Below are 12,495 nucleotides of genomic sequence, written 5' to 3'. Positions count from 1 at the left end.
CTTCTTAAGACCTCAACATAGAGATATAACATGGCTAATGCGTTCGTTCTAGTAATCAACTCTGGTAGTTCATCATTAAAATTTGCAGTTATCGATTCACAATCAGGAGAAGCCGTACTTAGTGGTTTAGGCGAGTGTTTTGGTATGAGTGACCCAACCATGAGTTGGAAGTTTGCTGGAACTAAGTATGATGTATCCATCACTGGTGAAGGAGACCATCATAAACTAGCGATTAAACGTTTAGTGGGTATCATCAACGAGTATGGACTCGCTGACCAAGTAACAGCAGTGGGTCACCGTATTGTTCATGGTGGTGAGAAGTTCACTAAAACGGTTCAAATTAACGATGACATCTTAGCAGAAATTACCAAGCTTTCTGATTTAGCGCCTCTACATAACCCTGCAGGTGCAAAAGGAATTGAAGCTGCTATTGAGGCTTTTCCAACACTTCCACAGTTTGCTGTTTTTGATACTGCCTTCCATCAAACTATGCCATCAAAAGCCTTTACTTGTACCATCTCAAATGATTTATATAAAAAGCATGGTATCCGTCGTTACGGCTTCCATGGAACTAGCCATTATTTTGTTAGTCGTGAAGCCGCAAAATTAATCAACAAACCAATCGATCAGAGTAGCTTTATCTCTGTGCACTTAGGTAATGGGGCATCTGTGTGTGCGATTAAAGATGGGCAGAGTGTTGATACCAGCATGGGCTTTACACCGCTTGCAGGCTTGATGATGGGCACACGTTGTGGCGATATTGACCCAGGTGTTATTGAGTTCATGATGAAGAAAGGTTGGACTCAAGAAGATATCTTCTCAGAGCTGAATAAGAACTCTGGCTTCTTAGGTGTTTCTGGACTAACTAGTGACGCACGTGGCATCTTAGAAGCGATGGAAGAGGGTCACAAGGGCGCTACACTTGCTTTTGAAGTGTTCACCTATCGTGTAGCTAAATACATCGCTTCTTACATGGTAACGCTTGATTCACTCGATGGCATCATCTTCACAGGTGGTATTGGTGAGAATGCACTTCCAATTCGTAAAGAGATTCTGAAGTACCTAAAAATCTTCGGCTATAAAGAGAATGAAGCCGCTAACGCCGACGCACGATTTGGCGCCCAGGGCATCATCACTGAAGAGGGCACACCCGTTGCGATGGTCATTCCAACTAATGAAGAGTTTGTTATTGCGCAGCAGTCGGTTGAACTTCTGTAAAGCGTATAAAATTTAGTATTCTATAAAGCGAGCCTAAACGGCTCGCTTTTTGGTTTTATATGATCTCACCACATATCTTTAAGTGGGAGTCTCTGCTTCACTATCACTCATCAGGTCTTCGTAAAAGGCTCTTTTTGAGTCATATCCATAGTACTTCCACAAGTCTTTCTCTTCAATTCGATATTCATTCACAATGGTTGAGATCCATTGTTTACGAGTATCTAAGATCAAACTTTGAATCGATTTGCATAAACGCATAATTAAATTCTCTGTAAATTGGTCAACTTCATTGTATTTAATGTCAGTACTCCTTAAAGTACAAACTGTCCGACTATCAGTACTATTTGACCAAATTCAATTCTTAATTCACCCATTCCTATATCATTCAATACATAACGCTCACGGCAGATAAAGGCAGTAGATTATAAAAGGGTATCTAGAGCGAGTGCCACAAAGAGTTGGCACATCCTGGCGCTATCAGAAACTATTGGAAGAGACAAAAAGTTATGCGTGGCATCGTCATGCTGAATATGAGGTGGTTATTCATCGCCATTTTGAAGGCAGTATTTTTATTGGTCACCATGAATCGGATATTACGCACAACCATATGGTCATGATTGGGCCCGGAGTTCCCCATGCCGTTTACTCAACCCCAAGTGATCAACCTCAGATGTGTGAAACTCATATTGTTTGGTTTAGGAAAGATTGGATTGAACAACTGATTTCAGTTTGCCATGAGTTAAACCCACTTAAGAATTTATTGTTTAATGGCGGAAGAGGATTGCAGTTTTCACCTCAAACGGCAGAGCAAGCCACACAATTGTTGGAGGGTGTATGCAAACAGTCACCAGCAAATCAAATCGCCTCATTAATTTCTTTCTTTGCATTATTATTGGATGACAAACATTTTGTTCGCCTAACGAATCTGACAAATTATATCGATAAAGATGATGACATTGTGAAGGATGAGCGATTAGAAGCTGCGGAGACGTATTTACTAAAAAATTATGCTTATCCGATCACTCTCAATGACGTGTCCAAGCATTTGTATACAAGTGAAACCAGTGTACGCCGGTTGTTTCGCAAACATTTTAATGAAAGCTTTAGTCAACATTTAAAGAAGATTCGACTCAATATCGCCTGTGAGTTATTGATGAGTACCGACTTACCCATTCAGATTGTGCTTGAAAAAGTGGGTTACGAGAATCAAGCGAATTTTAACCGTCAATTTAAACAATATAAGCGAATTACACCTAGCAAGTATCGATCTCAAATACGTCAAAAAGCTAAACTATGAGCCGATATTTTTTAACAGGCTCGCAGCGTTTGCAGGGTCAAAACTCCCGTTGTAATGGCTCCATAGAAAAACGTCCCGTCAAAGAATTATCCTTTATCGTTATTGCTTTTTTCATTTCGACACGTAACTACTATGGGTTAAATTCAATTAAAAGAGAGTGGGAATCATCATGACATCTTCTATTAACACTTCAATGAACCCACGAGTATGGGCGATGCTCATTTTATTTCCGTGTTGTGGGGAGAGTCGTTTTTTTTCGTCGGTGTAGCTGTAGTAGAGCTACCTCCGTTGACCATTGTTACTCTTAGAGTAGGGGGCGCTACTATGACGTTATGGGCTATAGCGCTCATGGTTGGGCTTCGTCTACCTAATAAATTAAGCATAAGGGATATTTTCTAGGAATGGGGTTGCTAAATAACGTGATTCCATTTGTGCTGATTGTATGGGGTCAAACTCAAATCGCCTCTGGATTGGCATCTATTCTTAACGCCGCAACACCTATCTTTACCGTGGTGGTGGCAGGATTATTTCTTACTGACGAACGTCCGACGCCATTAAAACTAATAGGGGGAGCAGTAGGTCTTATTGGCGTTGTATTGATGGTTGGACTGCACGCTTTAAGTGGCAATGGCAGATTGCTTGCTCAATTGGCCATTATTGCTGCTGCTTTATCTTATGCTTTTGCAGGTCTTGCTATTATTTCGACCGCGATTGCCTATGTTCTCTATTTCAAAATACTCGAGTTAGCAGGTGCGACTAACGTTTTATTGGTGACGCTCTTGGTTCCTGTCTCGGCTATTTTACTCGGTAGGCTGTTTCTAAATGAATCCTTGGGAACAATTCATTTTGTAGGTATGTTGATGATTGCTATTGTCCTGTCTGCCATAGATGGGCGATTATGGGTTCATGGTAAATCTGTTAGGGGTTAATCTTCAGCATTGGGTCTTCATCCCACGAATAAACCCTATGGATTTGAGGCCTTCCTATCTAGAATTGTTTATTAGCAATTATCCACGAAGGTAGTGATTGTAATCAGAACAAGGGTTTCTTAAACTTTAAGTCGGCATCGAAGTTTAATATGATTAGACTTTAGAGAACATCGATAATTTGAGAGGGACTAATGCTATCCGAGTGGTTAACACATAAAGATCAATTGAGACGTTACATTATAAAACAGACGGGTGATCTCGATGTTGCAGATGACATTTTGCAGGATGTCTACATCAAGGCCAGCCAAAAGATTGGACAATTAGAAACAAAAGATAAACTTCAGAATTGGCTATACCGTATTACTCATAACACGATTATGGACTTTTATCGCTCACAGCAAAATCATGAACCGTTAATTGACGACCAAGTTGAAGAAGCAACCTCTTCTGAAATCGTCAATCTACAATCAATGGCACAATGTTTACGCCCTATGTTTGATTGCTTACCAGAAAAATATCGCCAAGTAATGATTCTTTCCGAACTTGATGAGCTACCTCAACAGATAGTCGCGGATCAGTTAGGCTTATCATTGTCCGCAACAAAAAGTCGGATTCTGCGTGGCCGAGTAAAGCTTAAAGAGGTTCTAACAGATTGTTGTAACATAGAAGCCGGTGGTGAAGGGATCGTTGATTTTTACCCGAATGCTAAATGTGCAGACTTTGCTAAAAACAACAGCGGTAAATGAATGCCTTCATGGATTTGAACCGGTAACAGTTATCATGACTTTGTAAATACGTTTTTGTGTAACTCCGTGCTTTACACTATGGCGTAGTTGCGTCGCCGAGTGACCCTTGGTCCCATTTTTTCCTCCGATTATCACCCATCTGTAGAGACTAATGTAAAAAATAGAGCTGATTTTGCATCTTTTCTTGGCTCCCTGCGTCTTATCATAGTAACCAACGAATACTACTCGGAGAGAATCAATGTTCAACGTTGAACCAAAAAATAAAGACATCGCCAATAATTTTATTAAAACAGACAGCAAGATGCTCAATCAGATGTGGGGCAGTGATGATGTCGTGCCGTACTGGGTCGCTGACATGGACTTTCCGATTGCCCCTGCTATTACACAAGAATTACAACGCCTGGTGACGCGTGAAACGTACTCATATGAATTTGATTCTGAATCGGTTTTTTCTGCTATTTCTCAGTGGAATCACAGCCGTCATGGCTTAAATCTTAATCCTCAACACTTTGTGCAAGTACCGGGTGTATTGAGTGCCATTGCGTTGTTGATCCGAGAATTCTCTGCGGATGGAGAGGGAGTGCTTATTCAGACGCCAGTGTATCACCAATTTCGTCGTCTGATAGAGTCTGCAGGCAGAGTCGCGGTAGACAACACTTTAAAATTGGTCGACGAACACTATGAGATTGATTTTGATGATTTTGAAGAAAAACTACAGAATTCGAACATTAAGATTGTGCTGCTATGTAACCCCCACAACCCGGTTGGAAGAGTGTGGAAAAAGGGTGAGCTGGATAAGTTGGTTGCGATCGCAAAAAAATACCAAACTATGATTATCAGTGACGAGATTCATGCCGATATTGTTTTTAAAGGGTCAGAATTTACCAGTATCATTTCACTAGGTTACGAGAACAGTATTTCGATTATTGGCTCTCCGGCTAAAAATTTCGGACTCAGCAGCATCTCAAATGGCTACATCTACAGCGATAATTCAAAACTGCACTCGAAAGTGAAAGCGATGACAGCGTCGCTCTCTTTAGATCACGGCAATGCTCTGACAACCTACGCGACAATCGCGGCTTATCAGCACGGAGAAGCGTGGTTTAACGAATTTCTGGATTATACGCAAACAAGCATGAATTGGATAACGAACTTTCTAACAACCCATATTCCTCAGATTAGAGTTTTTAAGCCAGAAGGAACAAACCAAATCTGGTTAAATTTCTCCGGCCTAGACTTAGAGCCTGATCAACTAAAAGATCTGCTTGTGGCAAAAGCTAAAATGGCGCTAACTCCTGGCACTTGGTTTGGAGAACCAAACCAGAATTTCTACAGAATGAACTTCGCGTTGCCGCTGAATCAGATTGAAGCATCACTTCATCGATTATTAAGCGAAATCAAGGCGCTGTGATTTAAAATGATCTTCTGGCCAAAAGGGGAGTCGTTAGCTTTTGGCCTAGTAATGTTAAGGGCGCACAAGAGATAATAGTTAGGATTAAAGTCAATGGAAAACGAGGTTATTGAAGATGGCAACAGTAAGAATAAATTGGTATCTCAACACATTATCGAGAGTGTTGTTGAATGGCAGTTCATGAATGGTGTCGCGTTTCGTCAGGCCGATAGTACAGCAAGGCATGTTCCGTTCAGTATTGCACCCATGACAATGGAACGTTCGGTATATCAGCAATTGAAATCAGTGACTCCACTGGTTGCTCAATTGGTTAGCAACGTATCAGAAGATCACGATTTTTTACAACAATCACTTAATGATATGGCAAAGGCAGATCCCTTCTTTGGCCGTTTGATGGCGCTACATCAACAGGCTCACGGAGATACTGCTCATCGCTACGAACCAGCACGACAACCGTTACTCTTGATGCGTACTGATTTTATGGATGACCGTGAGCACGGCGCAAAGGTGATTGAATTTAATGGAATTGCGGCGGGTATGGGACCCTTTGGTCAACGTACAACGGAACTGCACTGCTTTATGAAAAAACAATGGAATCATGAATATCGCCATTGGCTCGAAGATGACACTGCCATGCCTGCTGAAAATAAAGGTATGGAGCAACTTGCTTTAGGTATCGCCACGGCTGCAAACAAAGTGAAAGCACATTTCGCCGATTTAAAGGTTGGCACGAATGAGCAACAACCGACGTTCCTGATGATAGTGCAAAAAGACGAAGGTAACGTCTACGATCAGCACCTTCTAGAAGTGGCGTTACAACATCTTAATGTGCGAACCGTAAGACGTACATTTGAGCAGTTAAATACGCAGCTTTCAAGTGGCGAAAAACATCGTCTTATCCTTGACGGTTTTGGTGCAATTGATTCGGTTTATCTGCGAGCGGGCTATCAGTATTCTGATTACTTTTCGCCAGATCTTAATGAAGACATTTGCTGTCACACGCTCAGTCAAACCCGCCTGTTTATCGAAAAACACTACGTGGCAATGAATGCGACGATCAGTCAGCAGCTTGCGACAAGTAAAGCGATGCAGATGTTGCTCACTATGATGCCGGCTAAAGATTATGTTCGTTGGGGGTTAACCATAGAGGAAGCTCGGTTGGTTAAGAGTGTATTAGCCGAAATGAAACCCATCTCTTTAGAGGCTATCAAGTGGTTTAATACGGTTGCAGACAAAAGCCATTGGGTGCTCAAAAATCAAGGGGAAGGGGGCGGGCATTGTGTGTTTGAAAACCAGATCAGTGAGGCATTAGCCAAATTAAAACCAGAAGAATATGATGCATGGGCACTGATGCAGCGTTTATACCCGCATGAGCGTGATACCCCAACCGTTTCGATTCGTGATGGAAAGCAGACGTTGGTCAATGATCTTGTCAGTGAAATTGGATTATTCACAGTTCACTATCAAGGTCAACCTGTGACGCATCAAAATGGATATGCAGGTTATCTAATTCGCAGTAAACCAGCAAGCGAAAATGAAGGTGGGATTCATAGTGGTCAAGGGATCTTGGATTCATTAGTGTTGATCAATTAATTATCATATGGTCGTAGATGGCCGAGTAGCAATGACTTGTACCCCATTTTCATACTTTGAAATGACAGAGGCTATCCGATATCTCTCAGTATTTGGCTGTCGTAACAAGCATCTGTTCAAAACTGACTTAAAGCAGTATCTTCAAACTTTATTATTTAGAGTGTAGTGAATCGTTCTGGTATCAGTTGCAATACGACGACATAGTACTCAGTAGATATTGGCGGGAGTTGCTAGCGATGAATAAATCTTCTCTCATCTGACGTATGTAAGCTAGACTGTGAAGCCATGTTTAAGTTCTTTTTCGTCTTGAACTTCGAATCGTGTTTCTCTGAAACTGAACATCTTCTCAGTGACCTCAAACGGATAAACGGTAGGATTTCTTTCAATATTCCGTTTTTCGATACGTTTTTTCGAATTCATCATCATTGGGGCCAACAACCGAGTCAATCCTGATACAGTAACACCAATAGAATCAGCGAAGGCGATACGGCTCAATACTCCACCATTCGATGTATGCAACTTATACATAATCGTAAACTCGGTGAAGCTTATTGTGTGTGGATTTAGAGTGAACAGTGAGGAGGTAGTATTAAGTATTTTGCTTATGGGTCGAACATGTCACTAGTCAGGTTAAAAGCGCGCGATGATAGCTCTGGAAAATGTGATGTAATAAACACCAAATGCAGTGATGACAAGATGATTGGGGCGATTCTTGAGATTGACGAAAAAGAAAAAGTCCATTTAGATCGAGCCGTCATTAAAGCCTTACTCTTGGTATCTAAATCATGTTGTTATTGGTGCAAAGGAGATCGCGGTAACGCCTCATTATCTCAAGCAGCTTGAATCGACTCTAACTACTGAAGATCCAGATAAAGAGCGAGATACTAAGTAACGTGAGATATATCGGTATAATAATTAAAACAGCTCGACCCCTCTTCAAAATCATCGAAATACCCTAATCCTTAAGTGTTACTTTAGTAAATTAAATATTTGATTAATAGACTAATTTAAAATAACAATGATTCATATCAAAGTGAACGCTAAGAAAATCGGCTTTATTAGTGTGATCCCGCCTGAAGTTTTCAGCTTAATTTAAGATAGCCACAGTAATATTGTGGTTATCTTGTCTATATTAGAGAAACATATATTAGTTAATGATGTTGTACTGATGTCTGCCCGTTAAGCGAATAACTGTTGACGATAGGATTTTATCCGTAAAGGCGATTACTGATAATGAAAAAGATAATAGCGTTGGTTATAGGGATCCTTTTTAGCTGGAGCAGTGTTATATCTGCTGGTGAAGGGACTGCCCTAGAAAATACACGTATAGCTAAGGACGTTGCTGGCACGGCTGTTCATGCAAATTTTGATGTGCTGGATGATGAGTTTGACTATGCACCTGATGTGACCTTGGCTTGTCTGGAATGCCATACTGAAGCGGCGAAACAGGTTCACTCGACTTTCCACTGGAGCTGGGCGAAAAAGGTTGACGACATCCTGGTGGGAAAATCCCAGAACGGCTTTAACAACTATTGTGTCTCTGCACGCGGAAATGAAAGTTGTACCCAGTGTCATGCAGGTTACGGTTGGCGTAATGAAGACTTTGATTTAGACGAAGAAGAGAATGTAGATTGTCTTGTTTGCCATGACACAACAGGGACCTATAAAAAGAATTCCGCGTCGTCTGGACATCCGTATTACGAAGATAAAATAGTGAATGGAACGGTCGTACAAAAAGCCGTGGACCTTGCCTATGTTGCCCAACATGTTGGTGTCCCAGAGCGAGACAATTGCCTCGCGTGCCATGCGAATGGTGGGGGTGGTAATGGGGTTAAACACGGCGACACTGATATGTCTCTCGTTAATCCTGAATTTGAGTTGGATGTTCATATGAGCCCTGAAAAACTCAATTTCTCCTGCCAAGATTGTCACTCCGTGAATGAACATAAAATTTCCGGCCGTTATGTGGATCGTAAAGCCTTTATTGATCACGATTTGAATATGGGTCGTAAAGATCGAGAAGGCAACAATGTCTCCTGTGAGTCTTGTCATAGCGCGGAACCACACGACGATAGAGATATCGATAATCACACCGCAAAAGTGGCCTGTACAGCTTGTCATATTCCAGAGATGGCGCGTGGTCCTTATCTAACAAAGCTCTCTTGGGATTGGTCCACTGCCACACAGACTAAAGAGGGCAAACCGTTTGTCATCAATCAGATGTTTGATGGTGTGGAAAACATCGCTTATACCAGTAAAAAAGGGACCTTCGTTTGGGGAAAAGATGTGGTGCCTGAGTATCGTTGGTACAAGGGTGAGTTGGGTCAAATGACCTTCCAAGATGAGTTTGACCCAAGTAAAGCGCCCATCGATATTAACCCACCTACAGGACGGTACAGTGATCCGGATGCACGGATCTGGCCGTTCAAAATACATAAAGGAAAACAACCTTATGATAGCGAACTCAATCGTATGTTGCCCATAAAACTCTATGGCCGCAAAGGAACGGGGGCGTTATGGACCGAACTTGATTGGGAGAAGGCGCTGGCGGCGGGAGCAAAATTGAATAACGTTGAGTTCAGTGGTCAGTTTGATTTCATTGAAACCAATGGATACTGGCCAATTAAACACATGGTGGCGCCAGCTGATCAGGCGGTTGCATGTGGAGCTTGTCACAACAAAGAGAGCCGATTGAAAGGGCTTAACGATTTCTATCTTGTTGGGCGTGATCGATACGCATTTGTTGAGTTGTTAGGCATCATTATGATCTTTGGTGCTGTGGCTGCAGTCTCTGTTCATGGCGTGCTAAGAGTCATTACGCGTCGTCGTAGACGCCCTGACCATAAGTAAGCAATACGGGACAATATGATGAGAAAAACAGTGGTTATTTTTAAACGATTTGAGCGCTTTTGGCACTGGGCACAAGCATTGTTAGTACTCATGCTTATTGCTACAGGCTTAGAGACTCACGGTGTAATCAATCTATTCGGTTTTGAGAAGAGCTCCCTGTTTCATCACATAGGAGGCTTTGCATGGATCACATTGGTCATTTTGATCTTCACTTGGATATTTACCACAGGGGACTGGAAACAGTACATGCCTGATACAAAAGGGATGGACGCAATACTTAGATTCTACTTACATGGTGTGTTTGTCGGTGAACCACATCCGCATCATATGAGCCCTAAAAACAAGTTTAACCCCTTGCAGCGAATCGCTTACATCGCCGTGGTGTTTATTATTATACCGGTGCAAATAATCACAGGGTTGTTGTTCTTTTTCTATCCTGAATTACACGCTGCCGGTGTGATGGAACATATCGGTGTTGTTGCTGGAATTCACACATTTTGCGCTTATACCGTCATTGCTTTCTTAGTATCACATCTTTACTTGATCACATTAGGAGAAAAGCTCTCTAGCCATATGAAAGCGATGGTAACAGGAAAAGAAGAAGTGAAAGAGAAATAGATTGTTAGATTAACACTGAGGTGAAGGTTATGAAAAAAGTGATATTGGCATTGATGATTTCGCTGCTCTCTTTTGCAGTCAATGCAGACGCGGCAAAAGGTCAACAAGCGTATTTAGACCATCTTAAACCGTTATTTGGCTACAACGGTCAGGATTTTGCTTCGCAACACTTGAAGGTGGAATGGAAGCGCTACTTCAAAAAAGATGCTAAACGGTTTATTAAAACATTCAGTAAGAAACACCCTGAATCTGCTGTGTTTTTGGCCAGTAAAGAATTTCAGGCCATTGCTCCGGATGTGAAAGATTTTGCCGTTAAATATGCAGCTGACAGCGGTGAGTTGGCAGCTTGTGATTAGCTTTATTACTTAACGCTACTCATCAATGGAGAGACGATGATAGCGATATTGGAGAGTCCCTATGTTTAAGAAAATAGCAGTCATTGTCCCTTTAGTATTGACGCTGCCTTTTAGCGTCGGAGCGAAAGAGATCGTCGGTAAGGTTCAGTCAGCCATCCACATGTCAAAAGTTATCCAGTATGTGAACCCGAAAACCAAAAAAGTCGATGTCATTAAATATGATAACAATACCGTATTAGTTGATGCGGAATCATTTAAAGACTTCACCATTAATACTAAGTTTAAAGCGGAAGTCGACGATAAAGGCTATGCCAGTCAGCTTAAAAGAGTGCTGGTTAAGTTGCCAGCAGACCAATTAATTGACACCGAAACACTGGCCGATTTACTCGAAGAGGGAGAGCCTGTATTTGTGGGAGATGCCCGCCCAATAGGTATCTACAACGCAGGACACATTCCTACCGCCAAAGCGACCCCATCAAACAAACTGGCTGATAATCTCGGATGGTTACCTAAAGATAAAGAGGCACTATTAGTCTTTTATTGTGGAGGTGTCACGTGCCCGCTAAGCCCTGCTGCTCTTAAAATAGCTAAGCAAAATGGCTATACCAATGCGAAAGCCTATGTAGAAGGATTTCCTGCCTGGAAAGGCGAGGTGTACCCAGCTCACATCAATGCCGACTGGGTGAAGAAAAATTTAGATATTCACCACATTATTTTGGATGTGCGTCATCAACCATCCAGCTTTATTACAGGGGCGGTTCATATGCCCGCATCTGAGTTAGCGGATATGCATGAGCGCTGGAACGAGGAGAAAAAGCCAGTTGCTAAGCGTACGATATTTGACCTTCGTGATAAAAAGGCGCCGATCATCATAGTGGCTGACGACGAAGCCACTGATGAGGCGATTGAGGCTTATGAAATCCTGACGTTCTGGAAGTTTAAGAACGTGACCATCCTTGCTGGTGGAATGGAAAAGTGGGTGATCAATAAACTTCCTATTGAGTTGGGTAGTATAAGCACTCAGCTTGTTTATGAGAAAAAGTTGGTGAAAGGGGCGATAGAGGAAGCGGTGTTTGTAAAGGCGGTAAAGCAGGGGGGAGCGACGATTATTGATGTACGTAATGCGGATGAAGTGGCAGATGGACACCTTAAAGGTTCAATCAACATTCCTTTAGCCGTTTTGGAACAAAACCTAGCGAAAATACCTAAAAATAGCTCGGTCATTTTACACTGCGCCGCTGGTGCGAGGGCATCACTGGGTTATACGCTACTGACCAAGCGCGGTTATACCAACATAACGTTTCTTAATGACTCGTTTAAAGAGGTGGCTAAAGAGAACGGAATAGAGCTGATATAAGCTTAAGCTTCTCTATCAAAAGTCTGCTGTGTTTATTCTTCAGCAGGCTTTGTTGCGTGCAATAGAGAATGAAATAGTATAAATAGTATAAATAGTATAAATAGTATAAATAGTATAAAT

At 41.9% G+C, this 12,495-nt stretch carries 13 protein-coding genes; 11 read left to right on the top strand and 2 right to left on the bottom strand.

The window, feature by feature from the left end:
- The first annotated feature begins 30 nt into the window (after positions 1-30).
- Positions 31-1,218, top strand: a complete 1,188-nt coding sequence (locus L4C32_RS12970; RefSeq protein WP_428197302.1) for an acetate/propionate family kinase — start codon at positions 31-33, stop codon at positions 1,216-1,218.
- Positions 1,219-1,296: 78 nt separating this feature from the next.
- Here the strand turns inward: L4C32_RS12970 and L4C32_RS12965 are convergent, their stop codons facing one another.
- Positions 1,297-1,476, bottom strand: a complete 180-nt coding sequence (locus L4C32_RS12965; protein WP_428197301.1) for a hypothetical protein — start codon at positions 1,474-1,476, stop codon at positions 1,297-1,299.
- Positions 1,477-1,642: 166 nt separating this feature from the next.
- On the opposite strand from L4C32_RS12965, the gene L4C32_RS12960 reads away from it, so the two are divergent.
- The 5 genes from L4C32_RS12960 to L4C32_RS12940 all read left to right on the top strand — a co-directional run bounded on the left by L4C32_RS12960 (position 1,643) and on the right by L4C32_RS12940 (position 7,194).
- Entirely contained in the window at positions 1,643-2,515 is an 873-nt protein-coding gene (locus tag L4C32_RS12960) for a helix-turn-helix domain-containing protein (protein WP_428197328.1), read from the top strand.
- 407 nt (positions 2,516-2,922) lie between these two features.
- On the top strand, positions 2,923-3,444 hold the full coding sequence (locus L4C32_RS12955) for an EamA family transporter (RefSeq protein WP_428197300.1): 522 nt from the start codon (positions 2,923-2,925) through the stop codon (positions 3,442-3,444).
- A 191-nt stretch (positions 3,445-3,635) separates the two neighbouring features.
- Complete coding sequence (gene sigZ, locus L4C32_RS12950) at positions 3,636-4,190, top strand: RNA polymerase sigma factor SigZ (RefSeq protein WP_428197299.1); 555 nt, start codon at positions 3,636-3,638, stop codon at positions 4,188-4,190.
- Between the two features lie 238 nt (positions 4,191-4,428).
- Entirely contained in the window at positions 4,429-5,601 is a 1,173-nt protein-coding gene (locus tag L4C32_RS12945; RefSeq protein ID WP_428197298.1) for a MalY/PatB family protein, read from the top strand.
- 93 nt (positions 5,602-5,694) lie between these two features.
- The gene (locus L4C32_RS12940) at positions 5,695-7,194 is read left to right on the top strand and encodes a glutathione synthase (protein ID WP_428197297.1); all 1,500 of its coding nucleotides are present in this window, start codon (positions 5,695-5,697) and stop codon (positions 7,192-7,194) included.
- A gap of 270 nt (positions 7,195-7,464) precedes the next feature.
- Here L4C32_RS12940 and L4C32_RS12935 read toward each other — a convergent pair whose 3' ends face one another.
- Positions 7,465-7,722 carry a hypothetical protein gene (locus tag L4C32_RS12935; protein WP_428197296.1) on the bottom strand — a complete coding sequence of 86 codons (258 nt, stop codon included), beginning with the start codon at positions 7,720-7,722 and terminating at the stop codon, positions 7,465-7,467.
- An 87-nt stretch (positions 7,723-7,809) separates the two neighbouring features.
- Here L4C32_RS12935 and L4C32_RS12930 point away from each other — a divergent pair, with 87 nt between their 5' ends.
- The 5 genes from L4C32_RS12930 to L4C32_RS12910 all read left to right on the top strand — a co-directional run bounded on the left by L4C32_RS12930 (position 7,810) and on the right by L4C32_RS12910 (position 12,375).
- The gene (locus tag L4C32_RS12930) at positions 7,810-8,037 is read left to right on the top strand and encodes a hypothetical protein (protein WP_428197295.1); all 228 of its coding nucleotides are present in this window, start codon (positions 7,810-7,812) and stop codon (positions 8,035-8,037) included.
- A 390-nt stretch (positions 8,038-8,427) separates the two neighbouring features.
- Positions 8,428-10,044 carry a tetrathionate reductase family octaheme c-type cytochrome gene (locus L4C32_RS12925; RefSeq protein ID WP_428197294.1) on the top strand — a complete coding sequence of 539 codons (1,617 nt, stop codon included), beginning with the start codon at positions 8,428-8,430 and terminating at the stop codon, positions 10,042-10,044.
- A gap of 15 nt (positions 10,045-10,059) precedes the next feature.
- Positions 10,060-10,662: a cytochrome b/b6 domain-containing protein gene (locus L4C32_RS12920; RefSeq protein ID WP_428197293.1), complete on the top strand. Its 603-nt coding sequence runs from the start codon at positions 10,060-10,062 to the stop codon at positions 10,660-10,662.
- Between the two features lie 29 nt (positions 10,663-10,691).
- Positions 10,692-11,018, top strand: a complete 327-nt coding sequence (locus tag L4C32_RS12915; protein WP_428197292.1) for a hypothetical protein — start codon at positions 10,692-10,694, stop codon at positions 11,016-11,018.
- 61 nt (positions 11,019-11,079) lie between these two features.
- Positions 11,080-12,375 carry a rhodanese-like domain-containing protein gene (locus tag L4C32_RS12910; RefSeq protein WP_428197291.1) on the top strand — a complete coding sequence of 432 codons (1,296 nt, stop codon included), beginning with the start codon at positions 11,080-11,082 and terminating at the stop codon, positions 12,373-12,375.
- Positions 12,376-12,495: the final 120 nt, after the last annotated feature.

The sequence above is a fragment of the Aliivibrio kagoshimensis genome, from assembly GCF_050337105.1.
Taxonomy (GTDB): Bacteria; Pseudomonadota; Gammaproteobacteria; order Enterobacterales; family Vibrionaceae; genus Aliivibrio_A; species Aliivibrio_A kagoshimensis.
This window is presented reverse-complemented; position numbering and strand designations above follow the sequence as displayed.